This is a genomic window from Leptospira ellinghausenii (genome assembly GCF_003114815.1).
GTDB classification, from domain to species: Bacteria; Spirochaetota; Leptospiria; order Leptospirales; family Leptospiraceae; genus Leptospira_A; species Leptospira_A ellinghausenii.
This window is the reverse complement of sequence record NZ_BFAZ01000009.1, coordinates 1,064,758-1,090,487: the sequence shown is the minus strand read 5'-3', so window position 1 is coordinate 1,090,487 and position 25,730 is coordinate 1,064,758. Positions and strand designations below refer to the sequence as shown.

General features: G+C 35.7%; 25 protein-coding genes. 15 read left to right on the top strand and 10 right to left on the bottom strand.

Annotation, left to right across the window (positions count from 1 at the left end):
- The first annotated feature begins 4 nt into the window (after positions 1-4).
- Positions 5-1,711, top strand: coding sequence for an alkaline phosphatase family protein (locus DI076_RS13635; RefSeq protein ID WP_108960344.1), 1,707 nt, complete (start codon positions 5-7; stop codon positions 1,709-1,711).
- A gap of 19 nt (positions 1,712-1,730) precedes the next feature.
- Here the strand turns inward: DI076_RS13635 and DI076_RS13630 are convergent, their stop codons facing one another.
- The 4 genes from DI076_RS13630 to hslO are packed head-to-tail and all read right to left on the bottom strand — an operon-like array spanning position 1,731 to position 5,935.
- Positions 1,731-3,923, bottom strand: a complete 2,193-nt coding sequence (locus tag DI076_RS13630) for a ribonuclease R family protein (RefSeq protein ID WP_108960343.1) — start codon at positions 3,921-3,923, stop codon at positions 1,731-1,733.
- Between the two features lie 4 nt (positions 3,924-3,927).
- Complete coding sequence (tsaB, locus tag DI076_RS13625; RefSeq protein WP_108960342.1) at positions 3,928-4,629, bottom strand: tRNA (adenosine(37)-N6)-threonylcarbamoyltransferase complex dimerization subunit type 1 TsaB; 702 nt, start codon at positions 4,627-4,629, stop codon at positions 3,928-3,930.
- The gene (gene tsaE / locus DI076_RS13620) at positions 4,626-5,084 is read right to left on the bottom strand and encodes a tRNA (adenosine(37)-N6)-threonylcarbamoyltransferase complex ATPase subunit type 1 TsaE (protein WP_108960341.1); all 459 of its coding nucleotides are present in this window, start codon (positions 5,082-5,084) and stop codon (positions 4,626-4,628) included. The genes tsaB and tsaE overlap by 4 nt, the downstream gene beginning before the upstream one ends.
- Positions 5,081-5,935, bottom strand: a complete 855-nt coding sequence (hslO, locus tag DI076_RS13615) for an Hsp33 family molecular chaperone HslO (RefSeq protein ID WP_108960340.1) — start codon at positions 5,933-5,935, stop codon at positions 5,081-5,083. Before hslO ends, tsaE begins: the two co-directional genes overlap by 4 nt.
- 75 nt (positions 5,936-6,010) lie before the next feature.
- Between hslO and DI076_RS13610 the strand changes: the two genes are divergently transcribed.
- The 6 genes from DI076_RS13610 to DI076_RS13585 all read left to right on the top strand — a co-directional run bounded on the left by DI076_RS13610 (position 6,011) and on the right by DI076_RS13585 (position 12,580).
- The gene (locus DI076_RS13610; protein WP_108960339.1) at positions 6,011-7,993 is read left to right on the top strand and encodes a beta-galactosidase; all 1,983 of its coding nucleotides are present in this window, start codon (positions 6,011-6,013) and stop codon (positions 7,991-7,993) included.
- A 21-nt stretch (positions 7,994-8,014) separates the two neighbouring features.
- A complete protein-coding gene (locus DI076_RS13605) occupies positions 8,015-8,908 on the top strand; it encodes an LIC_10030 family protein (protein WP_108960338.1) in 894 nt (297 codons plus the stop codon).
- A 9-nt stretch (positions 8,909-8,917) separates the two neighbouring features.
- Positions 8,918-9,760: an inositol monophosphatase family protein gene (locus DI076_RS13600; RefSeq protein ID WP_100716144.1), complete on the top strand. Its 843-nt coding sequence runs from the start codon at positions 8,918-8,920 to the stop codon at positions 9,758-9,760.
- 106 nt (positions 9,761-9,866) lie between these two features.
- Complete coding sequence (locus tag DI076_RS13595) at positions 9,867-10,439, top strand: superoxide dismutase (RefSeq protein WP_108960337.1); 573 nt, start codon at positions 9,867-9,869, stop codon at positions 10,437-10,439.
- Between the two features lie 113 nt (positions 10,440-10,552).
- The gene (locus DI076_RS13590; protein WP_108960336.1) at positions 10,553-11,962 is read left to right on the top strand and encodes an anthranilate synthase component I family protein; all 1,410 of its coding nucleotides are present in this window, start codon (positions 10,553-10,555) and stop codon (positions 11,960-11,962) included.
- 9 nt (positions 11,963-11,971) lie between these two features.
- Positions 11,972-12,580: an anthranilate synthase component II gene (locus DI076_RS13585; RefSeq protein WP_108960335.1), complete on the top strand. Its 609-nt coding sequence runs from the start codon at positions 11,972-11,974 to the stop codon at positions 12,578-12,580.
- Between the two features lie 40 nt (positions 12,581-12,620).
- On the opposite strand, the gene DI076_RS13580 is transcribed toward DI076_RS13585, so the two are convergent.
- On the bottom strand, positions 12,621-13,844 hold the full coding sequence (locus DI076_RS13580; RefSeq protein WP_108960334.1) for an LIC10025 family lipoprotein: 1,224 nt from the start codon (positions 13,842-13,844) through the stop codon (positions 12,621-12,623).
- Positions 13,819-14,388: a peroxiredoxin family protein gene (locus DI076_RS13575; protein ID WP_245918433.1), complete on the bottom strand. Its 570-nt coding sequence runs from the start codon at positions 14,386-14,388 to the stop codon at positions 13,819-13,821. The genes DI076_RS13580 and DI076_RS13575 overlap by 26 nt, the downstream gene beginning before the upstream one ends.
- A 31-nt stretch (positions 14,389-14,419) precedes the next feature.
- On the opposite strand from DI076_RS13575, the gene DI076_RS13570 reads away from it, so the two are divergent.
- Entirely contained in the window at positions 14,420-15,157 is a 738-nt protein-coding gene (locus DI076_RS13570) for an SHOCT domain-containing protein (protein ID WP_108960972.1), read from the top strand.
- Here the strand turns inward: DI076_RS13570 and cysE are convergent.
- Entirely contained in the window at positions 15,154-15,870 is a 717-nt protein-coding gene (gene cysE / locus DI076_RS13565) for a serine O-acetyltransferase (protein ID WP_108960333.1), read from the bottom strand. The two genes, DI076_RS13570 and cysE, sit on opposite strands and share 4 nt — an antisense overlap.
- Positions 15,871-16,055: 185 nt before the next feature.
- On the opposite strand from cysE, the gene DI076_RS13560 reads away from it, so the two are divergent.
- The 3 genes from DI076_RS13560 to DI076_RS13550 all read left to right on the top strand — a co-directional run bounded on the left by DI076_RS13560 (position 16,056) and on the right by DI076_RS13550 (position 19,166).
- Positions 16,056-16,985, top strand: a complete 930-nt coding sequence (locus DI076_RS13560; RefSeq protein WP_108960332.1) for a site-2 protease family protein — start codon at positions 16,056-16,058, stop codon at positions 16,983-16,985.
- Positions 16,982-18,379 (top strand): NHL repeat-containing protein, encoded by a 1,398-nt coding sequence (locus tag DI076_RS13555; RefSeq protein WP_108960331.1) that lies wholly within the window; start codon positions 16,982-16,984, stop codon positions 18,377-18,379. The genes DI076_RS13560 and DI076_RS13555 overlap by 4 nt, the downstream gene beginning before the upstream one ends.
- Positions 18,380-18,518: 139 nt before the next feature.
- Entirely contained in the window at positions 18,519-19,166 is a 648-nt protein-coding gene (locus DI076_RS13550) for a hypothetical protein (RefSeq protein WP_245918432.1), read from the top strand.
- 2 nt (positions 19,167-19,168) lie between these two features.
- Here the strand turns inward: DI076_RS13550 and DI076_RS13545 are convergent, their stop codons facing one another.
- Complete coding sequence (locus DI076_RS13545; RefSeq protein WP_108960329.1) at positions 19,169-20,362, bottom strand: DegT/DnrJ/EryC1/StrS family aminotransferase; 1,194 nt, start codon at positions 20,360-20,362, stop codon at positions 19,169-19,171.
- Between the two features lie 156 nt (positions 20,363-20,518).
- On the opposite strand from DI076_RS13545, the gene add reads away from it, so the two are divergent.
- A complete protein-coding gene (gene add, locus DI076_RS13540; protein WP_108960328.1) occupies positions 20,519-21,871 on the top strand; it encodes an adenosine deaminase in 1,353 nt (450 codons plus the stop codon).
- Positions 21,872-21,938: 67 nt separating this feature from the next.
- Positions 21,939-22,961 (top strand): hypothetical protein, encoded by a 1,023-nt coding sequence (locus tag DI076_RS13535; RefSeq protein WP_245918431.1) that lies wholly within the window; start codon positions 21,939-21,941, stop codon positions 22,959-22,961.
- 44 nt (positions 22,962-23,005) lie between these two features.
- Here DI076_RS13535 and DI076_RS13530 read toward each other — a convergent pair whose 3' ends face one another.
- Positions 23,006-23,500, bottom strand: coding sequence for a VOC family protein (locus DI076_RS13530; RefSeq protein WP_108960327.1), 495 nt, complete (start codon positions 23,498-23,500; stop codon positions 23,006-23,008).
- An 86-nt stretch (positions 23,501-23,586) separates the two neighbouring features.
- Positions 23,587-23,988, bottom strand: coding sequence for an ester cyclase (locus tag DI076_RS13525; protein ID WP_108960326.1), 402 nt, complete (start codon positions 23,986-23,988; stop codon positions 23,587-23,589).
- 233 nt (positions 23,989-24,221) lie between these two features.
- On the opposite strand from DI076_RS13525, the gene ygiD reads away from it, so the two are divergent.
- Positions 24,222-25,043, top strand: coding sequence for a 4,5-DOPA-extradiol-dioxygenase (gene ygiD / locus DI076_RS13520; protein WP_108960325.1), 822 nt, complete (start codon positions 24,222-24,224; stop codon positions 25,041-25,043).
- A 14-nt stretch (positions 25,044-25,057) separates the two neighbouring features.
- Positions 25,058-25,726, top strand: coding sequence for an alpha/beta hydrolase (locus tag DI076_RS13515; protein WP_245918430.1), 669 nt, complete (start codon positions 25,058-25,060; stop codon positions 25,724-25,726).
- The last annotated feature ends 4 nt before the right edge of the window (positions 25,727-25,730 follow it).

The window sequence follows — 25,730 nt, the reverse complement described above, 5'->3', positions numbered from 1 at the left end:
AACTGTGAATAATAGTGTGAAGGAAAAATTATTTATCTTATTTGCCATTGGAATTTATTTTATACTATCTAGTTGCAAATGGGAACAGGACTATAAACGCGCAGCTTTTGTTTCCATGCAACCAGATACCGATCTGATTCTTGCACCTTATCCGTTTAATATATTTGATAGGGAAGCAAGAGACGCAATCACTCTTTCACATTATTCAAAAGAAGAAATCAAAAATATTTTAGCAGAACATGAGCTATCATGGGACCAACTCAATTCTGATTGGAATTTAGATACTGAGGATGAACATTTTTCGAAGGAAGTCAATTATACTTCTCACTATACACAATACTCATATGATACTGAAATTCCTATTTGGATGTATGGACCAAAATGGTTTGAAAATGGAGAGTATTCAGATGAAATTTTCCAACAACACATTCCATCCATTTATGCAAAAATCTTAAATTATAAATTTATCAACCAACTGCCCATAAATAAATTTGATAAGATTTTCAAAAAGACAAATGAAAAACCAGAAATTATTGTTACGATTGTTGTAGACCAGGGTGGTAGACAACTCTATAAGGCACACAAAGGTGCTTATCCATTTTTGGAAACTATGTCATTAAATTCAGCTTACTTTAAAAAGGGAAAAGTTATTCATTTAGAATCCCATACAGCGGTGGGACATATGGCGATCGGAACAGGAACTTTTCCCAAAGATGCAAAGATTTTCTCAAATGAAATTTATACCTATGTTGATGGCAAAGTGAATCATCGACAAGTTTACCAGGGAATGAATCAAACCTTTGATGTAAGCGAATTACAATCTGCAAGTTTTTCTGATGAGTGGGATTTATCTCAAAATAACATTCCTGTTATCATCAGCCAGTGTTATGCAAATCGTGCTGCTGTTGGTATGGCAGGTCATGGAAAAGAATACAAACAAAGTAAAAGTGCAAAACAAATGATCACTCCAGATGCTGATTATGTATATTGGCAAGATGCAAAAAAATTAGCCTGGTCAACTTATTCTAATGCGTTCCAACTACCTTTGGCTTCACAGAAATATAATCTGTACCCATTTTATTTAGCAAATAAATCTTCAATTAATACACATTTTGATGCTAAGAATCCAATTGAATTACTTTCAAAAATTCACCATTTCCAAGCTTCTGAATTCCAGGTAAAAATGGATGGAGCTTTATTTCGAGATACTATTGAGGAAACGATTTTAAAACAAAACAAACATATAGATGGAATCACAGACTTAGCATATTTAACATTAAAAGCAACGGATGCTGTTGGTCACTTATATGGGTGGGAAACACAAGAAGCAAAACAAGTTTTACAAGCAACGGATAAAGAAATTGAAACTATCTTCGATTTTCTAAAAAAACATTATGGTGACAAGTTTGTAATGTTAATCACAGCTGATCATGGTGCAGCACCAATGCCAGAGATTTCCAAGGGACTCTTTTTAACCCATGAAACATTTTTTGCTAGTGTGAATGAACTTCTTCCTGAATCAGAAAGAAACAAAGTTTCACTTATCAATTGGGTGACACATTCGCAATTATCATTAAACAAAAATTTGATGAAACAATACAATATAAGTGAAGATATGATTATTGATAGAATTTTATCAATCAAGGTGAAGGACAGGAAATTTTTTCGGAAAATTTGGAAACGAAATGAGATACCGAATGTTTCCTTTTAGGATCCATTCGGTAACATATTTACTTTTTCTTTACGGTAGGTTCATCCTTTTTGAAGTCTTTGAGTTTTAAAAATACTTTGATTTCCTCAAAATCAATTCGGTCCAAACTAACAGTCACAGGATCTCCGATAAAAAAGATTTTTGAATACTTTTTAGAATAGAAAGAAAAATCATTTTTGATCACTACTTCAAACTCATCAGTAAATTCTGATTTATCGAGAACTCCTTCTAGGTTTGAAATATCTAGTTCGACAAAGATTTGAGAAGGTCTTATTCCAACGATAAAACCCTTAAATTCTTTGATTCCCGTTGATTCTAAATAACGAAATGATTTGATTTTAACTATGTCTCGCTCTGCATCAGCAGCACGTCTTTCTTCCTCAGAACAGTGAAGTCCCATAACAGCAATTTCATTGTCTGTATATTCTTTTTCCCCTTCGAGTAATGTTGCATGCAGTACTCGATGGACGATTAAATCTGGATAACGTCTGATGGGAGAAGTGAAATGGCAATAGTCTTTAAAGCCTAATCCCCAATGTCCAAGTGGGTCTGCACCGTAATACGCCTGCATAAAACTTCGAAGGAGTAGATAATTGAAAATTTTTCCGACGGAATTGTCTTGGATCTCTTTCACTGCCTTCATGATTTCAACATAACTCGTATCATGTATTTGTACATTGTATCCATTGAGTTGGAGAAAATGATTCAATGTTTCAAGCTTTTCTTCATCCATTGGTTCATGGATTCGATGAAGAGTTGGGATTTTCTTTTTTCTCAAAAATTCATCTACTTTTAAGTTTGCTGATAACATGAGTTCTTCAATGAGAATATGACTTGTGAGTCGCTCTCTATTCTCAATTCCGATCGGTTCTTTTCGTTCATTCCATGTGATCGTCGTTTCGCGAAGATTTAAATCAATCCTTCCTGTTTTCATTCGTTGTTTACGGAGAGCATCAGTGAATAAAGATACCTGATACATCCAATTATTTGGATCTTGGGCTTTTATCTCCTCTTCCGCCATCTCATAGGTATAACGTTGTTTCACTTTGATGATGGATTTATAAAATTTTGCGTTATAAATTTCACCAGTTTTACTTGCTTCCATCTCGACTGTGAAAGCCAATCGATTGGTATTAGCAACGAGACTACATAGGTCTTCTGAAAGAATTGGAGGTAACATAGGAACCACTCGGTTAGCTAAATAAACCGATGTTGCTCTTTCATATGCTTCCTTGTCTAAAGCTGATCCTTTCTCTACATAATAGGAAACATCAGCAATATGAATCCAAACTCGAAGTCGATTTCCTTCATCGACAAAACTGATAGCATCATCAAAATCCTTTGCTGTGATTCCATCAATTGTGACGGCATATAAATCGCGGAGGTCAGTGCGGCTATTCCAATCGGAGACTGTTTTTTCTGATACTTCCTCAGGAAAATCCAATGGAATAAAATCCGGATGAACTGGATCATAATTGTATTTCATTAAGATCCTTTGTAAGTCAGAATCTTCCTTCGTATCCGATTCAAAACGAATAAAACTCACATCGTAAAGATTATCTTGCGGTTCTGCACCTTCTTTTAACTTCACGATCAACACGTCATTGATATTGATGGCATCAAAACTGTCCTTTAGGATGGACTTAACATGTAGAACTCCCTCTTTTCCATCACCTAACATATCTAAGAAATTACCAAAGACAAATTTGTTAGTTTTTTCTTTGACCTTCATTCTATAGAGGATACGACCTCTTTTAAGAACTTTGGTTACTTCTGCTTCTAGACGATCTTTTTTACCAACTCCAAGAGGGATTACTTCTACTTTGTCACCTGTGATAGCTGTATTCGTTAATGGCCCTGGTACAAATATTTCATTTTTGGAAGGTAAGGAAATAAAACCATCACCACGTCTTGAAATTGAAATTCGACCAGTAAGCCGAAAAGGATTCGCAACAGTGAAATACTTTTTGTTTGGGATGAGTAAACCCTCTTCCTCTAGAAGGTTACAAAGTTGGTCGATGAGAAATTCGATTTCCTTTCTTGGAACTTTTTCTTTTCGTTTAAAAGATTTTACTTTTTTTGAATTTGGGTCGGGTCGTTTGAATTCACTCGATTCAGTGAATTTCTTTTTGATCTCTTGTCTTGTGATATCTTTACCAGCTTTTTGGTCTAGATATTCGATGATTTTTCTTTGTATTTTATAGGTATCCATAAATTCATTTTTGATCTACATACGTCCCACGAATGTAATTGGGAAGGAGTGTTAAATAAGTATAATCGTTAAGTTTTGATTGTTTCATTTGTTCGAAACTATACTGCAGTATAGACGATAAATTCAGATTTGTCGCTTCAATTTTTATAGCATCTGTTGGATAAAAACTAGGCATTATTCCCGTGTAGTACCATTTGTTAGGTGTCATTTTCTGACTTTCTAACCATTGTCTAATTTCCTCGGGAGTTTGATCTTTTGTTTCGGTATAAGTAATACCATCATAAAACTTTGTATAATATTTTCCTTGTTTTCCATCCAAACAAATGAGCGATTTATGGTTTGGATTTTGATTTGGTATCTGAAATTCAATTTGAGAATTGTTTTCTTGTAATCCAATTAGGTATAAATGAGCCGTATCGAATCCCATCACAGGAATTTCCCATAATTGTCCTAAATCTCTTGCTGTCGTCACCGTGATTCGTATTCCCGTAAAGGATCCTGGACCATGGGGAACAAAAATGACATCTGGTTTTTTTATTTGGGACTGAGTAAGGACCTTTTGGATCATTTCTACCAAACGATACGAAGCTTCTTTTGGTGAGGTTTCTATGATTTGTGCCTCAACTTTCATTGTTGAAAAACCATTAATGGATCCAGTTAAAACATGAATCCAATCTTGAGTTGTATCAAAATACAAAAGATTCATACAACTTCCTCAGCCGACCATTCGATGGTGTAGGATCGATTTTCAAAGTTCTCTGATGTAATGGTGATATAAATTCGATTTTCTTTTGGGAGAAGAGGTTCGGCCTTTTGCCACCATTCAATTGCTGATAGATCTTCTTTTCCCCAGATTTCTTCAAATCCCAAATTTTCTAATTCGTCTATAGAATGGATTCTGTATAAGTCAAAATGTACCAAACGCATCTTATGCGAATCATAAATATTATAAAGTGAAAATGTCGGAGAATTGATTGAACTATTTGTTCCATAACGGGAAAACCATTCCCTAATGAATGTAGTTTTACCTGCACCCATTTCACCTGAAAATAGAAGGATTGGTTTTTTTCCTTTTGAAAGAAAGGAATCGACGATAGTGTCCAAAGTAGAAAAAACAGGTTGTAACTCAGTTTCTCTCAATGAGAGAAAATTCGCTTTCATTGTTTAAAAAATTTCTCCACATCAAAGGAATCAAACTGATAGGCGGTGCGACAGAATTCACAAGTGATTTCGATTTTTCCCATTTCATCAATGATAGAATTTGCCTCCTGTTCTCCTAAAGAGGCGATGATGTCTGCTACCTTATGCCTAGAACAATCACATAAGAATTCAGGTGCTTCTTTGCTGAGAACTACCAAAGACGAACCAATTTCTTTCTCCAGCGCTTCTAACATCGAATCAATCCCAAGATTCCAAAACGCTTCTTTTGTAATGAGTGAATCAATTTTATTTCTTAAAAAAACAAAACTTTCTTCGGTGGCCTCTGGCAATGCTTCAAAGAAAATCCCTTTTGCCGAAAAATCATTTCCTGGAAAATCAAAAGGAGTTACGTCCATTCCTACTAAAGCTCGGATCTGTTCTGATTCCGTGAGGTATTTGATGAAGTTTGCTTCAAATGTATCTTCTATTAGATTGGTGTAGGATTGATAGGTATCGGATTCATAATCCCAACGGATGACTTTCATGATCCCTTGGCCCAAGATAAATTCGTTTCGAATGTCCCCGTCTGCATGGGTAGTTGAATAAGCAACGGATTTCATTTTTCCATAACGATCACTATAAGCTAATGCTTGTTTATTGGATTCATCTTTCCATTGGATGCTGACTTTCTGTTGGTTCTTCGTCATTTCCGCAAGGAATAGGGCTCCCATCATAGTTTTGGATAAAAAAACAGACATTTCTTTGTTAAGAGAATGTAGGAACATAGGTTCCTTAGCAGTTTCCGTTAGATTTACAATGGTAAATCGGTAATGATGAGTATTGGAGATTCCTAAAATAACTTGGTCAGACATTATTTGATTGAAAGGGGTGTTTTCTGATTCAGTCTGTGTCACAAGATAGATTCTGCAATCGCAAAAAGGAAAAATATGATCTTTGGAGCCTGTTATTACCCAGAACAATGGAACCCTAAGGACTGGGATGAAGACCTTAAAATCATGAAAGAAATGGGTCTTTCATCGGTTCGCCTCGCAGAATTTGCATGGGGAATCATGGAACCCAAAGAAGGTAAATTTGATTTTTCCTTGTTTGATGCAGTTTTAGAAACAGTTCAAAGCCATGGAATGACTGCCATTTTAGGCACACCAACAGCAACATTTCCTCCGTGGTTGTACCAAAAATTTCCGGAAATTGTACAAGTATCAAAAGATGGAATCATACGCGGGATTGGTACAAGACGCCAAGCTTGTTTTTCCTCTCCTGCTTATAAAAAAGCGACAGAACGAATTGTCACCGCGATGGCTAAACATTTTGGAAACCATCCTGCAGTTGTTGGTTGGCAAATTGATAATGAACCTGGACATGAAGGATCAGATGTAGATTATTCAAAACTTGCAGAAAAAAATTTCAGAGTCTGGTTAAAACAAAAATATAAATCTTTGGACTCGCTTAACAAACGTTGGGGGAATGTTTTTTGGGGTGTGATTTATTCAGACTGGAACCAAATCCCTCTCCCAGGCGCACATGTAGCGAGTAATTTTAATCCTGCAATGATCCAAGACTACTACCGATTCCAATCCGATGAATTGGTATCCTATATCCATTTCCAAGCTGAGATCCTTCGTAAATACAGCAAAGGAAAACCACTCACTACCAATTTATACCCGTCACCATTTTTACCTGTGACAGACATGTATGAAATGTTCAAAAAGCTAGATTATGTGTCTTGGGACAATTATCCTGTTTGGGGGAACCAACAAGAACCATACCCTCATCCATTGGTCACCGCCACCCAACAATATTCACGAGGACTTAAAAACAAACCATATACAGTGATGGAACAATTCTCTGGTGTACAAGGCCATGATACGTTAGGTTATTTACCTCCTCCTGGCCAAATTGGACTTTGGTTAACACAGGCAATTGTCAATGGTGCAAATCAGATTTATTTTTTTCGTTACCGCACTGCAAGGTTTGGACAAGAACAATTATGTTATGGAATTTTAGATCATGGGAAAAGGAAAACTTCCAAATACTATGAACTCAAACAAACCATAGAAGATATCAAAGAATTTGCAGAAGATGTTTCCGATTCACCTTACCCAGCTTCGGTGGCGATTCTTCATGATATAGAAAATTCAAGAAATTATAAACACCAACCATTGAGTGATGGCCTGCGGTTTGCACCAGTTCCATTTGCTCAAGTGGGATACGATATCGAACTTGCTACATGGTTTGCTGGCACGAATGTATTAAATGTAAATGCCCATTCGTTACCAATTCATGCCGATATGGATTGGTCAAATTACAAAGTTCTCACACTTCCTCTTTATACAATGTTCGACCCTAACATTGTGGAGAAATTAAAATCCTATGTGAATCAAGGTGGAACATTGGTTTTAGGGTATCGATCAGGGATTAAGGATAAAGACCACTGGATGGTAGAAGAACCAGTTCCAGGTGTGTTTCGTGAGATGGCGGGTGTAGAAGTATATCAATTTGAAGCCCCAGCCACCTCTAAAGTAGGAATTCGAATGGGATTTTGGCCTTTAAAAGGATCCAAATTTTGCGAAATCTTGGAACCAAAAACGGCAAAAGTTTTAGCTCGTTACCGTGATAAAAAGAAATTCTATTCTGGAAAACCAGCGATCACAGTGAATCAATATGGAAAAGGAAAGGTCTATTATGTAGGAACCTCCTTAACTCCTGAAAGTTTTGTCCTTCTCTATCGTCGGATTCTGAAAGATGCAGGAGTTCGATTTGGATTACTTGGATCTACAATTGAAAGGCATATCCGAGTGGGAAAACGTTTTAATTATGAAATTACTATGAACCATTCGAATCAATACAAATTGGCTGGCCTATCAATCTTAAAACCTTTTGGATACAAAATCAAAAAAATTGAAAAATAAAATCAAATTTAAAAACAAGAAATGAAAGTACAAGATTATAGATCCATCAATCGAATGTTGGGAGATGTTTCAGGAAAAAATAAATCTGGGGATGTTTATGTAGATAATTTACATTCACCTTACATTCAATTTTCTGATCGTTTTACAATCCATGGTACATCAATCACGGAACCAGAGTTTGGTGATATTAAGGATTTTGTTCAAACTGTTATTAAATTTTTACCGGAAGCAGTAGAAGGCACAAGTTTATTACCAGAACCCAGGCCAAAACGTGAAACTGGTAAATTATTTTTTGTTAGGCCAATGATGTTTGGACCTTACCAGTTTTTATATGTATTTTCTGTTGATATGTTGTATTTGGGTGGAGCTAAATCCGAGGAAATCAAACGACCTGGTTCTCAAAATATGACACCAACGATTGTAACAGATCGATTGTATTTTCAAGTTAAGGTTATACCGATTAAAACGCTTAAGGAAGAGGGAGAAAACGTTCTTGATTTTGAAGCGAAACGATTCCAAGGAGGAGAGTTTCGTGTCGAATCTGAAAGAGACGAAAACAAACCTATACGAAAATTTTCTGAAATTTTCGACGAAATCGATTTTTCTGATACCGAGTCAAAAATCAGAGAAGAGTTAGGAATCACGACAGACATTTGGAAATTGGGTAGGATTTATAGTCCCATAGGAATCGATTACCTTTCTCTTTCGTTACGATTTTTGAATCCAAGTCTTCCTAAAACAATTTACCAATTTAAGAAATTTTATCAAATCTTAGAAAATACAAACCAAACCATTCCAGAAGAAACACTTAAATCTTTTCATGAATATCTTTCTTCCTTCGAAGTTGAAAGAACCGTTTCTAAGTCTGGGAATATTTTATGGAAAGTGAATCAAAATTTAACCGATAATGGATAAGTAATTACTATGGGTATCTCTTCACCAACGATCAATTTTCCTGTCGATGAGACAATCAAACGCATCGAGTATGTTAAAGCCAATGCTATGGGTATCATCCATGAGGCAAAAAAAATCCAAAGAGAAGTTTCTGCAATTCGTTCCGATACGGATGCAGAGGAAAAGGAAAGAATTGATGCCGCAGACGGAAAGTTAGGTGATATTCTCATTCGATTTTTACAGAAATCATTTCCTAAAGATGGAATTGTTTGCGAAGACAAACCACCCATTGATGGTGGAGAGTTTAAATGGGTTCTCGATCCTGTGGATGGTTCCATGAATTTTGTGAGAGGCCTTCCTCTTTATGCCATTTCATTTGGATTGGAACATAGAGACACACCGGTTGGTGGAGTGGTGATTGTCCCACCACAAGAATCTGTGTATTCCGCTGTGATGGGAGAAGGCGCCTTTAAAAATGGCGAACCAATTGTCACATCACGTGTTTCGGAACTCAATCGTGCTATTTTTTCTCCCAACCTTCCGACCAAAAGAGCCCATATGATCCAAGAGATTATGGCTGATTTATCAGGATTTTTGACCTATGCACGTTCCTTTCGGCGAACTGGTTCCTTTGTTTTGGACGTATGTTTCATTGCAGAAGGGGTTATGGATGCCATTTGGGAGAAAACAGTGAAACATTGGGACGTTTCAGCCATCTCCGTCATTTTATCGGAAGCAGGTGGGAAATTGACTGACTTAAATGGAGTTCATTACTATACAGGACTTCCTGAGTTAGTAGCTTCCAATGGTGTTTTACACTCAGAAATTTTAAATTTATTGAAGACAGTTCGTTCTACCGTCAGTCGAAATTGATAGAGAGAATGATTAGAATCATTCTACTTTTTTAGTTTACGATTTGCTTTTGTGAATGAGACTAGAGACAAAATACAAATACACTTAGATCCATCAGGAGACCACCATGGAACATAAACTCCCAGAACTTCCTTATGCAAAGGATGCACTCGCTCCCCATATTTCAGCAGAAACTCTTGAGTTTCATTATGGAAAACACCACCAAACTTACATTACCAATTTAAATAACCTTATCAAAGGTACAGAATTCGAAAATGCAAGTTTAGAAGACATTGTGAAAAAATCCACAGGTGGTGTTTTTAACAATGCTGCGCAAGTTTGGAACCATACTTTCTACTGGCATTCTCTTTCTCCAAACGGTGGAGGAGCTCCCAAAGGGGCAGTAGCAGACCTCATCACAAAATCCTTTGGATCTTTTGATGCATTCAAAGAAAAGTTCACACAATCTGCTGTGACAAACTTTGGTTCTGGTTGGACATGGCTCGTGAAAAAAGGCGATGGTCTTGAAATCGTGAATACAAGCAATGCTGGTAGCCCACTCAAAGATGGTCTGCAAGCACTTCTTACAATCGACGTTTGGGAACACGCATACTACATTGATTTCCGTAACGCTCGTCCAAAATATGTGGAAGCATTCTGGAATTTGGTAAACTGGGATTTCGCAAACAAAAATCTATAAATTCAGGATTCTCATCCTAAGTCAGAAAAGGCAGGTTCCGGAATCCGGCTCCTGCCTTTTTTATTTCTAAAATTGATTCAAAATGAATCTTGGTAACAAACATTGAGTACACTATGAGCCAATCACTTCCGAAAATCTCCATTCCTAAGAAACCCAATTACACTTCTTTAAGTTTACCGGAAGGGATCGAGTTTTGGGAACTCTTTCGGGAAATTGAAGAGAAATACGAGAATTGTTTTCTTTTGGAATCAGCGGGAGATAACCAGTACGACTCAAGGTATTCTGTCATTGGATTTGATCCTTCTCATCTGATCAAAGGGGAACCTGGTATTCTCGAAATTGATGGGAAACCATTCAACGTTGAAAATCCCTATTTTGCACTTCGAAACATTACAGATTATAATTCATTAAGTATTAGTTATGCGGGAGGTTTGGTTGGATACTTGGGTTACCAAAGTATGCAATTCTTCGAACCCAAATTACACTTAAAACCACATCCTGATTTTCCAGCTATGATTTTCGGGATGTATCTAGATGGTCTAATTTATGATAAATTTACAGGTGAACTTATTTATTTCGATAATGGGAACAATCGCATTGACCTTGTTAAGTCAATTCTTGGCTCATTGGAAAAACCGGTTACTAAAAAACCAAAAGCAAAAGTTTCCATTTTGAGTGATGGTCTTTCCAAAGATGTACACAAACAAATGGTAGAAGAAGCATTAGAGGAAGTCAAAGCAGGAAATACTTTCCAATGCCAAATTGGTTTTGAAGAAACATATTCAGTAGAAGGTAATCCACTAGCCATTTACGAAACCCTTCGAGAAATTAATCCTTCACCTCATATGTATTATGTGAAGTTTGGTAAACGAGTGATTTTAGGTGCAAGTCCAGAATTACTATTCCGTTTGAGACAAGGTGAGATGGAATCTTTCCCTCTTGCAGGTACCACCAAACGTGGAAAGGATGCAAAGGAAGATACTATTCTTGCACGTAAACTTTTAATGGATCCAAAGGAAATTGCAGAACATAATATGTTGATAGATCTCCATCGGAATGATATTGGCAGAGTCGCAAAATTTGGAACTGTAAAAGTGAGAAGAAGGTTTGATATCAAACGTTTCTCACATGTACAACATATATCCAGTGAAGTAGTCGGTATTTTATCTTCTAAGGAAGATATGTTCTCTGGTCTTGCATCATCGTTTCCAGCTGGGACTTTATCAGGTGCACCCAAAATAGAATCCATGAAAATCATTGAACGAATTGAAAAATCACCTCGCGGACCTTATGGTGGAGCAGTGGGAAGTTTTGGGTTCAATGGTGATTGTACATTTGCCATTCCAATTAGAAGTTTTTTTGTAAATGATGGAAAAGGATTTGTGAGAGCTTCAGGTGGTATTGTGTATGATTCCAAACCGGAAGATGAATACCAAGAGATCATTAATAAAATGGCATCCGTTCGTAAGGCCTTAGATTTACACAAAGATCCAATAGTTACAGAAGCAAAAGGAAAAGGGTAGGGAAACAAAATGAAAGTTCTTATCTTAGACAATTACGATTCCTTTACTTATAATTTATACCAAATCATTGGCGAAATTTTAGAAGAAAGAGATACTCCATTTCGATTGGATGTGATTCGCAATGATGAAAAATCATTTTCTGAAATCAAACAAGCAAACTATGATAAGATTATCATATCTCCTGGTCCAGGCCATCCAGCAGACCCAGCCTATTTTGGAGTGAGTGCTGAACTCTTAAAAGAGTTAGGAAAAACAACTCCTATCCTAGGAATTTGTTTGGGTATGCAGGGCATGGCAACAGTGTTTGGTGGCGAAGTGGTACGTGCAAATGTTGCAATGCATGGAAAATTATCACCGATTGAACATAATGGTAAAGGTGTATTTTCTGGCCTTACCCAAAATATTGAGATTATGCGTTATCACTCGCTAGTGGCAAAAGAATCTTCTTTACCAAATGATTTGGAAGTGACTGCTCGCGTTTCTTCAGGCGAAGGTAAGGGTGAGATTATGGGATTACGCCACAAAACTTTTAAAATAGAAGGAGTTCAATTCCATCCCGAATCTTTTGGGTCTGAAGAAGGAAAAGAATTACTCCGTAATTTTATAAATGGTAAATGATATTCATAAACGAAACTTGCATGTCAAAATTCAATTTTGTTTATTTTAGATCACCTAACATTGCTTCTTCCCATGATGTAAAAAAATCAAAGTCATTACTTGCTTTTTGTGAATCATCATTTCCAAACAAAGAAAACTTCTTACGTTTAATTTCATTGTAAGTGGTAATCGTGTTTATTTGACCTTGTTTCGTTTTTTCAAACTTGGCATGTAGTTGTGATCCACCTTTGCCTTGAGTACCTTGTATGAGTAAGGTAAAGAATTCATCAAAGTATTCATCCATGTTTCCAGGGATAAAAAAATTAACGAATCCTTGTGGGATTACGTAAAAAAAGTTACCATTAATTTCTTTTTTTCCAATTTTTAAAAAATTTCCATGTAGAGTATCTGCATTCTTTTCAAAAATAGTTTTGAGTCTGTATTCTAAATTATCAATTTTTAATGTGATCCCAAAGGAACGAATTTCAATATCACCTGAAAAGTGAATTTCTTGAGGTGAAAGAAAATAATCTTTAGGTGGGTTCACTGGAAAATGGAAAATTAAAGTTTTTCCTTGGTTTGTTATTTTGAGTCGATGGGATGGATTTCCTTTATCCCAAATCATGATACTAAATTTTGTTTTTTCTAACCTGCTGCCTGTTCGTTGGTAAAATCCTGGAAATTTAGATTTTGTGGTTTCATTCAATGTAAATTCTAAAGTTTGCCACTCGGCAGTCTCCGTGGTATGACAATACATAACATTACAGAGGAATTGTAGATTTTTGGAATTTGATTTTAATTCCTGATATGCATTATGATCACTCACTAATAAAGCAAATTCATTCAGCCATTTGAAAAAGTCTCTTGGTTGGTATCCATTCAGTTTATGAATGATTTTTCGATCAACAGCATATATTTCCTTTTCAGCCCAAGATTTTGGTGTGAACGTTACATTGGCATAATAATCATAATTTTTAGAATCAAATTCATACCATCTAAGATTCCAATTTTGATTTTGGTCTTTTTTTCCCGTAAGAGTAACCATAGGAAATCCATCGGAATTCTTTAATAGTTGGGATTCATTATCGTCTGATAAAGATCCCGCCAATGCTGCAAAAAGAATTTCATTTTTAGCAGTGGATTTTATCGATTTTTGTAAATGATCATAACCAGTCCAAAATTGGTATTGGTCGAGGTTTTTATGAAGGCAATTTTGAGAACTTATACAAATGAAAACAAATGTGAAAAATGTTTGGATACTAAATTTCTTTTTTAAGAATTTCATAAACTTCCTGAATCAGTGTTTCCTCAATTTGGGATTGGTATGAGAAAGAGATGAGTTTTCCTGATTTGTTATAGATTCGAATGTATACCTCTCCCTTTGACAAACCATTTGTAAGTTGTCCTTTCCTATCTAACAAAATATTTTCATATTGTTTGTGTTTAGACTCTTCAATGTAGTCTTCAACAATTTTGTTTGACTCCTTTAGGTCCAAATAAAGCAAAAAATTGACTTTGTTACTGTCTTTCCATAATAAATTTTGCATTTTCCAGTAGAGTTTGCGGCCCTGTTTTCTGCATACTTCCACATCACGTAAAAAACATCCCATCAAAACAACGGGTTTTCCTTTGACTGAAGAATCAGAATACGATTGCCCATATTGATCCTTCATTTGAAATTGTGGAATGGAATCTGCTTTGATTGGAAGAAAGAACAAGAGCAAAAATAGAAGGATCAATTTTTTTTGCACTTTCAAAATTTCGTTCATAAATCTATTAACGGCAAGTTCAAAATTAACTTTTGTTTTGTTTTTACTATTATTAAACATTACCTGCTCCCAATTCCAACAAAAAATCAAATTGATTGATTCCACAGCATCCATTGCCTTTTTTGAAGTTGAGGAAGAGGACTGGAGGCAACTATTTCCAACACAATTGAGCCAATTAAAACTAAGCAGTGCCCATTTAAGAGACCTACCTAAAATTTTGTCATCGATCCAATACAAAAGAGGGGTATTGGCTTACGAAGACTGGGACCACTTAGTTCCTGAATCTTATTTATCAGAAATTGAACGATTTGTACAAAAAATAAATGAGCAAGACCAAAATAAAGTCTACTTATGTATTTTCAAAATTGATGATCTATTGTCTCCCAATGTAAAAATTTTAAAAACCAGTTTTTACATTATGGGTACAGAAAATGGAATTGTGATTTTATTACAAGAGATCAATACCAATATCACCTTCCCAACTCAATATGCTTTTGAAGATTGGGTGATTTTCCAACCAAGACCAATCAAACCAATTTATAAACCTGAATTATGGCTCAAAAATAAAGAATCCGTAAGTTTATACCGGGACCAAACTCAACTGAAAAATCAAATTTATGGAAATGTGATCGTTTATAAAAATTCGGAAATTATGCCAAATCCGCCTATTTATCGTTATCCTAAAGAAGATGATGTAACTCCAATTCTTAAAGAAAATTGGAAATCCGTTCCGGATAAATTGAAAACTTTAGAAGAGATGAGGAAAAATAAATTGATAACGGATGAAGAATACCAAAAGAAAAAATCAGAATTGTTAAAAGAATTCTAGATTCCATCTCCATGAATGAATTCTTGCAAAAACAAATCATCTTCAGGGGGATTAGAGTTGGATTTCTCTAACAATTGTTGTTTCTCGTAAAGTTTGTTTATCAATTGTTGTTGGGTTTCCACTTTCTCCAGTAGTACAGAAAAAACTTTTGCAATAGGATCAGGCATTTGATTGTGTTCTAACATTTGTTCCATACTGTCCGAAGTGCCATCTCCAGCTTTTACAACTTTACCTGGGATACCAACTACAGTACATCCAGCAGGAACATTACGCATCACAACAGAACCAGCACCAACACGAACATGGTCTTCTACGGTGATGTTTCCGAGAATTTTTGCACCAGCCCCAATCACTACATTTTTCCCAATCGTTGGATGCCGTTTGCCTGTTTCCTTACCAGTCCCTCCCAAAGTCACTCCTTGGAAAATCAAGGATCCAGATCCGATGATGGCTGTTTCTCCAATGACAACACCTGCTCCATGGTCAATGAAAACTCCGGGTGCAATTTTTGCGCCTGGATGGATGTCAATTCCAGTGAGAAAACGACTAAAATAATTGAAGAGTCTAGGAATGATAGGAAGTCTCAGACGATATAGAAGATGCGCTAGTTTATGTAACCAAAGTGCATGCAAACCCGGGTAACAAAGAACAATTTCCAGATACGATTTTGCCGCAGGGTCAAATTTTTTTATGATTCTTATATTTTCAAACATCGATTTGTTGGAGAAAGACTAATCCTTAGACAGTTCTAAGTTTCCTAAAAGAAAGTGGAACAATATTTTTCTGATACTTCCTTCATCTTTCTAATTCTGTTTGTCCATTTTTTGTCGGAATCTAATTGATTCTTTGAGAATTTTCGATTGAATGATTCATAAATTTATTTTTAGGTGATTCGACTTTGGAATCCAATAAAACAACTCACATTCTATTATTTTTTCTTACATTTCTCACTTTAACTTATTCTGATATTTTTTTGAATCCTGAGATTCCACAAACATTAGAGAATTATAAACTCTATTTTTTTGAGAATTGGCCCTATTCAGTGTCTTTATTGTTCATACTATTAGCTCATGAAATGGGCCATTATTTACCAGCAAGGTACTATGGCGTTAGAGCTAGTTTACCTTATTTTATCCCGTTACCATTTGGTCCGATTGGAACAATGGGTGCCGTGATCAAAATCAATGACCAAATCCCAAATAAAAAAGTTTTGTTTGATATTGGAGTGGGAGGGCCAGCGGTGAGTTTGGTTCTTTCTCTAGTTGCTTGGACCATTGGTATTTCTTTATCAAAGGTTGTAGAGATACCTTCCAATATTGACAGGTCAGGCTTTTTGTTCTTTGGTGACAGTGCATTTACATATTTTTCAACACAATGGATCCTTGGACCAATTGATTTTACAACTATGGATATCCAAGCTCATCCTTTGGCAAAAGCTGGATGGGTAGGACTCCTAGTTACTGCGATTAATTTGCTTCCCTTTGGACAGTTGGATGGTGGACATGTCATTTATTCAATGTTTGGTGAATCATATCGAAAGTGGATTCATATACTATTTGGATTATTTTTGATATTTGCTTTGGTTCATTTCACCTGGTTAGTTTGGGGATTTTTGATCTATTATGTGTTAAAGGTTGAACATCCATTCATCAAAGATGCAATGTATGGAATTGGTAAAACTCGATTCCTGTTTGGTATTTTGATACTAGTATCTTTCCTAATTATTTTCGTCCCAAAACCAATCATAATCGGTTCTGAATATGATAATCCTACTTTACTCGATGATCTATTTCGTCTGATAGTTAAGACAGTAGGTATAAGCGATTGAAACGTATTTGGATTTTATTATTCATTTTTACATTACCATTATTCTCACAAGAAAGCAAAGAATACAAACTTTCTGATAAGGCATATGGTTTAGCATGGGATGGAGTTAATTTTTGGTATATAGATACGAATCGACGTGCAATCATTAAAATTAATGAAATAGGTGAACAAGAGATATATAATCTTGGTTTGGCGAATTTAAGAGGAATCAGTTTTGATTCTAGAGAAGGAAAAATATTAGTCGTAGCTCCAAAACAGATTTTAAAATTAGATCCAAATTCAGGTGGGATTACGGATAAAATTTCGATTCCGTTAGCAAATGTAGCAGGAATTGCAAGTGTAGGAAATTATTATTATATTTTGGATTTAGATTCAGGTAAGGTGCAGATTTATGACCAGTCCACTTCTCTATTAATAGGTGGATTTTTTACGGATCGCACACGACCAAGAGATATTTGTTATGGTAGGGATTCGTTATGGATCTCTGATTCAGCAGATAACAGTATTTATCGATATGATACTAAAACTGGAAAAATTACTGGTTCTATTAAAACCAATTTACGTTCTGTGAGAGGTGTTTTACTCAGTGGATCAAAACTCTGGGTTGTGGATCGTGAGAATAAAGAAATCAAGAATATTCCCTTCATTGAAACAGAACGTTTCATTGCTTCGGGAGAAGAAGAATTTAACTTAGAAGTAACATTAAAATTTAAACTCGATTCAGTATCGTTATCGAAAGCCCAAATCGCAGTTTTACACCCTCCTTCTAATGAACAACAACGGATCAGGGGAGTAAAGTTCACCGATCCATCGTATGCACCGTCTTTCATTCAAAGAAACAGAGTTCATTTAAAAAAATTGTCCATTGAAGATTTACCAGGTGAGCAGATCGTAAAATATAAATTTTCTTCTAAAAACCAATTTATTAAATACTATGTAACAGATGATTATTTAGATAAAGAAGCTATATATCCAGGTGATGTTACGCCATTTTACGAAAAACCGCAGGAAGACATTAAAATGCTTCCAAGAGATTATTTAGATTTAATTTACCAAACTCGGCAAATAAGTGTTAGTATAAATGATTTCAAAGAGAAAATGAAAGAAAATGGTATTCCTGTTCAGTCATTTCGTATGATTCGATTCGATAAAGGAAAACCAAAATCCATTCAAGATTCATTGTCAGTGTTTTTGTTGGGTTATGGATGGATTCCAATTGCTGATTTAGGATTGGGCAGTAATACAGATAAACGATATTTTGAAAAAAAAGAAACGGATTTAATCTTATACCAAAGTTTGAATCTGAAAAATTCAATCTCGCCAGTGTACTTTCGTAAAGATTCAAATTCGGAATGGGAGAATTTACCTGCAGAAATTACTTATAAAATTAAGTAAACTTGTCTTAGTTTTCTTTTTCTCATGTTCGGTTTTAAAAACGTCTATCCCTTTATTAGTAAAGGAGGTAGACTCTTCTCAAGAGAAAAAATTCAAAGATCTGATTGAAACAACATGGATCCAATTTCCTAAGATTGGATTGTATTGTGAAAAAGAGTTATCCTATCATAAAATTTTCTGCAAACTACAAACAGTAATCAGTTTAAAAAAACTTTCCGAATATTTAGGAATTCAAATTTTTTTAAACGGTCCTCATTCCAAGTATTATTTGGAACTCAATGATCAGTACCAATTTGGACATTACAATCCAGAATTTCCTAAAAAAATTAGGAATTTGTTTTTACCTGCGAAAACCCAACCTAAGTTTTTACAATTAACAAAGCCAATTTATGAGATTTGGTTCAAACAAACAGCGCGTGATTTTTTCATTGTGTATCAAAAATTAGATTCAAATCCTAAATTCTTCAGAAAAGAATCAGATCGTTATTTAATGTTAGTTGAAGAATCTAGGTTAGATCCTTATTATTTAGATCGTTTTATCCTTTTTTTGTATCCAGCTTATACTGATAACGAGGATCCTGAAGAAGCGGCAAAGTTTTCTATCTTTTCTGGTGATGAAAAAATGGATTCTCAAATTGTGAAAGAACTTGTAGGATTTTGGATTCGAAGAAAGGCGGATGGAACGGATTCAGAATTTATATTGGGTTTAGTTGATTTGATCAAACTTTATGATCCAGAGTTTTATGAACTCCGGACCAGTTTGAAAGACAATCCAACCAAAAATTAGTGCTAGGATAATAATTCTTTTACAGCATCAATTACGTCTTTTTCATCTGTTTTTGTCATTCCAGCAAATAATGGTAATGAAACTGATTTATCATACATCTGACATGCGTTAGGATATTCTTTTCTTTGGAATCCAAATGTCTTTTTATAATAAGGATGTTCAAAGATAGGAATAAAATGTAAACTAGTTCCGATATTTCTTTCCTTCAATTCTTCAACTAAAGTATCTCGGCCAATTTTTGCCATTTTCGGATCAACTTCGATCCGGTACAGATGCCAACTATGAATTCCATTTTCATCTTCTTTAGGAAGTTTGACTCCCTTTAATCCAGAAAATTCAACATTATAGTGTTTTGCAATTTCAGTCCTTCGTTCCCAGAATCCATGTGATTCCTTAAGTTGTACGACACCAAGTGCTGCTGCAATATCAGTCATATTATATTTATATCCAGCATCAACGACTTCATAGTACCAACCAGGTCGATTAAATGCATCACGGTTGATTCCATGCAAACGCATCCTGCGAATTCGGTCGGCAAACTCTTTATGATGTGTGGTGATCATTCCACCTTCGCCAGTGGTAATTCCCTTAGTAGCATAAAAACTAAAAACAGTAAAATCACCCCAGGTTCCAATCATTTTGTTTTTATGAACCGCTGGGAAGGCATGTGCAGCATCTTCAATCACATAGAGATTGTATTTTTTAGCTATGTCTAGAATGGCTTCCATATCACATGTATAACCAGCTAAGTGTACAGGTAAGATTGCTTTGATTCGTTTCCCGGTTTTTTTACTCGTTAGTTCTTTCCCATTCCATTTGCACTTAGAACTGATTGTCGTTTCTAAGGTTTCAGGAGACATTATGTTATGAATGGGATCGATATCAGTAAGAATGGGTTCGGCTCCAAAGTAACAGATGACTTCAGCAGTGGCAGTAAAGGTTACAGAACTTGTGATGGCAGCATCGTTTGATGAGAGACCAATTGCCTCGAGTGCTAGATGAAGTCCTGCCGTTGCAGAATTTACGGCGATAGTTTCTTTGCTACCGACAAAATCACCAAACTCCATCTCGAATTGTTTCACTTTTGGTCCGGATGTAACCCATCCTGATCGGAGTACCTGAGCCACTTCTTCAATTGCATCTTCTGAAATGGAAGGAAGTGCAAACGGTAGGAAGGTTTTGCGAGATGTGAGCATATTCATTTATACGACATAATTCGGAAAAAATTTCCAGTCTTTTCCGCTCCCAAACTTCCTATCGACGGGATTTTTCAAACCTAAATAGGGATTTTCACCCAAGGTTTAAAAATCTACTTGTAGGCACTCATCAAATTCGGCATTCTTTCCTGGAACATGGAAGTTCCTTTTTCTGAAATCCTTAGCCGCATTGCTGTCATTGACCGTGATATTGCGGAATTAAACCGCCTTAAAAGTCGATTACCAGCTGACAGGCCGTATTCGCCAACCATCCAACTTACTTTTGATAAACAAATTAACACACTCTTAAACGAGAGAGTGTCGCTCATGGAGTTACCTGTCCTTCACCCACCACTATGGCTTCTGCCAAAAGAAGGGATGGATGGTTCAGAACAAACAACACTTTTAAAAGAAAGAAAATCTCTCCTTGCTGGTGACCTTTCTGTTTCACATCCAAACGAGCAGGATGTCATCAACTTCATTCGCGAAATTCCAAAAACGGAAGTCCATTTGCATTTAGAAGCTTGTGTGAATAAGGAAACTCTTAAGTTCTTATACAAAAAAAATGGAATCGAAGTCACAGACCAAGAATTTGAAGATAAATACAATTTCAAAGACCTCAATGGTTTCATCCAAGTTTTCTTTTTTGTGCAAGGATCTGTCAAAGAGGCATCCGATTTAGGATACTTCATTGATAGTTTAGCTGACTACCTTCGTTCTAATAACATTGTATATTGCGAAGCTTTTTTTGCACCATCTAAGTTCATTCAAAACGGATTGGATTTTGACGAAATGGTAGAAGTGATGGTCAATCGAATTCGCCAAATCGAAGTGAAAGATGGAATCTCCATTCGGTTACTTGTTGACGTTTCTAGATCATTTGGCCCTGAAAATGCAATGAACAATCTAAAACGTGTGTTAGGTTTGAAACACAAAGAAGTGATTGGAATTGGACTCGGTGGAGCTGAACTAATGGGTCCGGCAAAAGATTATGCAGATGTGTTTAAAATTGCACGTGAGTCTGGTTTACGATGTGTTGCACACTCAGGGGAAGATGATGGTCCGTGGGCTATATGGGATGCAGTGAATCTATGTAAAGCGGAACGTATTGGACATGGAACATCTGCCATCCAAGATCCTGAACTTGTTCGCTACATGAAAGAGAACAAAATACCAATCGAAATCTGTGTCACATCAAATGTTTTTACTGGAAAGTATGTGCGAAAGGAACAAAATCACCCAGTTCGTTATTATTATGACCAAGGTTTGATGCTTTGTATCAACACTGACGATCCAGATATTTTTAATGTCAATTTAACGTATGAATTTTTTAAGTTGTATCGATTTTTAGATTTCTCTATTGATGAGATCATTGATTTGGTAAGACAAGGTGTACTTTGTACTTTCCATCCGGAGAAGGAAACTTTGTGGAAATCGATGGAAGAAAAAATCAATCAAATTAAGGTAAAATACAATCTAATTTCTGATAAACAAACAATCTCAGTTTAACCACGAGGGTTTGGAATTGTATAATTATAATTCGACATTGATTAAAAAGATAATGATCGGAATCTGTTTGATCATTTTCTTTTCTTCATTTCCAGTATCTTCCCAAGAAATCCAAAAGGAAAATGTAAGTCAGTCAGAACCTCAAACTTCGCCAACCTTACCTAAGCGAAGAGAGATCATCAGTGTTTTTCATGATCCAAAAGGTGCGAGGTATTTTTCTTTTTATCCTGGTGTTCAATTCATAAGTACTTCTGTTGATATTGTCGGTCCTAAGGGAAAGGCAATCATGGCTGAAGAATCCAATAGTGCCGAAAGAAATACAAAATTTAATTATGATTTAAAAACGAAGGATTGGCAATTAGGAGAGTATTGGGGCTTTTTTATTTTAAACAGAAACGTTTCCTTTTTAAACACCCGTCAAATCATCACAGTAACTCCAACAGCTGAAAACCAAAACGGAAAAGAAAATATAGATTTGCAAACAGAGGTTAAGGGAACCTATTCGATGTTACTTCCAGTCTTCTATTTGGGAAAAGGTGGGAATGATAATTTTAGGATAGGTTTTGGATTTGGTGTTGGTAGTGTTAACTTACAAGGAACTGCAGATTTTAATGATGGCATTGGATTATTTACAAACGCTGTTGTTTTTAACTCTGGAGCAACATTTGCAAATAAAATTGATAACTTAGGAAGATATTCACTGCTAACAACAGGTAATATCGATGGAGATCCATACAAAGCCTATTTATTAACCAACCTATCTACTGGAAACAATTTAGAATTATTAGGTGCTTATTCCTTGTTAACTGGTGGAAGTTCTGGATCCATCGAACCAATTAGTTATTTAATGTTTGCAGCAGCGTCAAATGGCAGACTGAATCCATTGGAAATTTATGCGTTATCAACCATAAGTAAAGGGAGAGTTAATTCAAGAACGAACTATGCAAAAAGTTATTATTTCTTTTATGAATTACCTTTGGGTCCTGTTACTTGGAGGATTGGATTTGGGGGACCCTTTTATACTCAAAATCAATATACAGTTGACCTAACAAGTTTTGAAATGTCCCTCTATACACCGATCGAAATTTAATTCACTAGATAAAAATTAAATCTTATATAGTGAATTAAAACCATTTATTTAACTGATTCTTTTAACTTCGCAATGTCAATTTTTTGCATCTTTAACATCGCCTGAGTTGCTTTCTCTCTTTTCTTTGGATCTTTATGCGAAATCAATTCTAATAAAATGTTTGGCGTGACTTGCCATACCATTCCATATTTATCTTCGACCCATCCACACATGAGTTCTTTCCCACCTTTTGAAAGTTCATTCCAATAATGATCGACTTCTTTTTGAGTTTCTACGTGGATCATAAAGGAAACACCCCATGAAAATTTGAATTCAGGACCACCATTGTAGGCTGAAAATTTTTGTCCGTTTAAAATGAACTCTGCCTGCATTGGATTTACAGAAATCACTTTAGATTGTTTGAAGATGGCTGTATAAAATTTAGTAACTTCTTCTAAGTTTGCGTTGAACATCAGAAAAGGTGTGATGGGGTTTGTTTTTGATGGAGAAACATTCGGTTGCGATTTGGTGAGTAGTTTTTTCTTTTTCGGTGCTGCCATATAGATCTCCTAGATTTTAATTGATACTAATAATTCGAAATTAGGTGGTAAGTTTCAGTTGGAATTTAAAATAACTTAATGTTCTATTATTTTTTTCCTAACGGAAGCAAAGCACCGAGAAATTCACTGGAAATCCATTCTTCGACAATTTGATTTCCTTTGAATTTAGAAACGATCATCTCTTCCCATTTGATTAATTTTCCTACTGGAAGTTTTTTGTTTTTGGAAGGTTTGATTTTCCCTTTGATCGTACGTTTCCATACAACAAGATCATTCGTTTCATGGATGAATTCTAACTTTACAAGTTTTAAGTCCGACAAAAATCGATTTAAGTTTTGGATCCATTGGCTCACAATTTTTAAACCTTTGTAGTCCTTTTTTGAAGTGTGCGAAATGTAGTGGGAAGCAAAAAACTCAGGGATTCTATTTGTCTTATGATTGGAAAATAATTCCCTTAGGATTGTTTCAATCTGTTCTTTAGGTTCCATTTGGTTCTTTCCTCTGTGATGATTTAAATATGAGAACAAAGTGTACTGTTCTTTGATCGAATAATGAATCACTTTTTTCCGGATTCGAAAATCAGAATTTTTTTACCGATTAAAAAAGTGACTTTTCGGAGACAAAATAGATTGACGATAAATAGTTTAATATTAAACTAATATTAAGATTCAGTTTTTTTAGCAAATCATTCGTTTTCGAATCGGAAGAGAGGGAGATTTTCATGGATACAGACAAAATACAAAAGAGTGAGATCTTTCCGTCCTTATTTTTAGGACATGGTAGTCCAATGAATGCCATTGAAGAAAACGAATTTGTCGAAGGCCTTCGCAATGTTTCAAAAACCTTTCCGGAACCAAAGGCGATTCTTGTGATTTCTGCACACTGGCTCACAGATGGAACCTTTGTCACAGCGATGGAACATCCACCCACCATACATGACTTTGGTGGATTTCCTAAGGCCTTATTTGAAGTACAATACCCTGCTCCTGGGAATCCCAGTTTGGCAAAGGAAATCCAATCCCTTGTCAAATCACAATCAGTCCAACTGGATTATGATTGGGGTTTGGATCATGGGACATGGAGTGTATTAAAACATATGTATCCAAGGGCAAATGTACCCATCGTACAATTGAGTATGGATTACAAACTTTCGATTGAAAAACATTTTGAAATCGCTAAGGAACTTTCTCCACTGAGAGAACAAGGTATACTCATCGTTGCTAGTGGGAATATTGTGCATAACCTCCGTATGGTGGCATGGGACCGGTTGAATGAGGTATATGGTTTTGATTGGGCACTTTCAGTGAACCAAAAAGTAAAAGATTGGATTCTATCAGGTGATACTCAATCCTTGTTTTCCATTCGCAGTAAAGGAAAAGAATTTGAATGGGCAATTCCTACGACTGAACACTACCTTCCATTATTATATACGATCGGAACTCAGTTTCCATCAGATCAGATTTCATTTTTTAATGACAAACCTGTGGCTGGAGCATTGACCATGACTTCCGTTCGATTGGATTCCAATCCGCAATTAAATTAAAAGGAAAATCTAAAATGATGAATCCTCCGCTCGAGTATTTAGTCCGAAATCCGAAAAGTCCCACAACCAACCCTCCTCTTCTTTTGTTGTTACATGGAGTGGGAAGCAATGAAAAAGATTTATTTTCATTAGCTGATTATTTACCTGAATCATTACTTGTTATCTCAATCAGAGGGCCTCTTATTTTAGGGAGAGACCGTTTTGGCTGGTATGAAATCTCCTTCCAAGCAGGCAGTCCTAAAATTGATATTGGACAACAGGAAGTGAGCCATCAAAAGATTTTGGAATTTTTAGAATATGCAAAGAGTCAGTTCCAATTTGATGAAAAGAATGTATGGATTGGTGGTTTTAGCCAGGGTGCAGTGATGTCCTATTCAGTTGGATTGGAACACCCAAACCAATTTAAAGGAATCATTGCCCTCAGTGGAAGACTCTTAGAGGAAACAAAACAAAAATTAAATACAAATGCGAAAGCAAGTGCAAACGATGAAGTCGATCCGCAAAAGATTTATATTGCCCATGGAACCAATGACAATGTGATATCTGTTGCTTCTGCAAGGAATTCAAAAGAAAGTTTGGAATCGTTGGGAAGGAGTCCTAAGTATAAGGAATACCCAGAAGGCCATACCATCAGCCAAGAAATGTTAAAAGACTTGGTTGGATGGTTGGCAGTTGAATTGTAAGCGT

Bases quoted from the DNA above. Each gene is read 5' to 3' on its own strand.
- add (WP_108960328.1), top strand. From the start codon at position 20,519: ATGGAAGTTCCTTTTTCTGAAATCCTTAGCCGCATTGCTGTCATTGAC.
- DI076_RS13600 (WP_100716144.1), top strand. From the start codon at position 8,918: ATGGGTATCTCTTCACCAACGATCAATTTTCCTGTCGATGAGACAATC.
- DI076_RS13605 (WP_108960338.1), top strand. From the start codon at position 8,015: ATGAAAGTACAAGATTATAGATCCATCAATCGAATGTTGGGAGATGTT.
- DI076_RS13525 (WP_108960326.1), bottom strand. From the start codon at position 23,988: ATGGAACCTAAAGAACAGATTGAAACAATCCTAAGGGAATTATTTTCC.
- DI076_RS13590 (WP_108960336.1), top strand. From the start codon at position 10,553: ATGAGCCAATCACTTCCGAAAATCTCCATTCCTAAGAAACCCAATTAC.
- tsaE (WP_108960341.1), bottom strand. From the start codon at position 5,084: ATGAAAGCGAATTTTCTCTCATTGAGAGAAACTGAGTTACAACCTGTT.
- ygiD (WP_108960325.1), top strand. From the start codon at position 24,222: ATGGATACAGACAAAATACAAAAGAGTGAGATCTTTCCGTCCTTATTT.
- DI076_RS13630 (WP_108960343.1), bottom strand. From the start codon at position 3,923: ATGGATACCTATAAAATACAAAGAAAAATCATCGAATATCTAGACCAA.
- cysE (WP_108960333.1), bottom strand. From the start codon at position 15,870: ATGTTTGAAAATATAAGAATCATAAAAAAATTTGACCCTGCGGCAAAA.
- DI076_RS13595 (WP_108960337.1), top strand. From the start codon at position 9,867: ATGGAACATAAACTCCCAGAACTTCCTTATGCAAAGGATGCACTCGCT.
- DI076_RS13575 (WP_245918433.1), bottom strand. From the start codon at position 14,388: ATGTTTAATAATAGTAAAAACAAAACAAAAGTTAATTTTGAACTTGCC.
- DI076_RS13545 (WP_108960329.1), bottom strand. From the start codon at position 20,362: ATGCTCACATCTCGCAAAACCTTCCTACCGTTTGCACTTCCTTCCATT.
- DI076_RS13515 (WP_245918430.1), top strand. From the start codon at position 25,058: ATGATGAATCCTCCGCTCGAGTATTTAGTCCGAAATCCGAAAAGTCCC.
- DI076_RS13530 (WP_108960327.1), bottom strand. From the start codon at position 23,500: ATGGCAGCACCGAAAAAGAAAAAACTACTCACCAAATCGCAACCGAAT.
- DI076_RS13585 (WP_108960335.1), top strand. From the start codon at position 11,972: ATGAAAGTTCTTATCTTAGACAATTACGATTCCTTTACTTATAATTTA.
- tsaB (WP_108960342.1), bottom strand. From the start codon at position 4,629: ATGAATCTTTTGTATTTTGATACAACTCAAGATTGGATTCATGTTTTA.
- DI076_RS13610 (WP_108960339.1), top strand. From the start codon at position 6,011: ATGATCTTTGGAGCCTGTTATTACCCAGAACAATGGAACCCTAAGGAC.
- DI076_RS13580 (WP_108960334.1), bottom strand. From the start codon at position 13,844: ATGAAATTCTTAAAAAAGAAATTTAGTATCCAAACATTTTTCACATTT.
- hslO (WP_108960340.1), bottom strand. From the start codon at position 5,935: ATGTCTGACCAAGTTATTTTAGGAATCTCCAATACTCATCATTACCGA.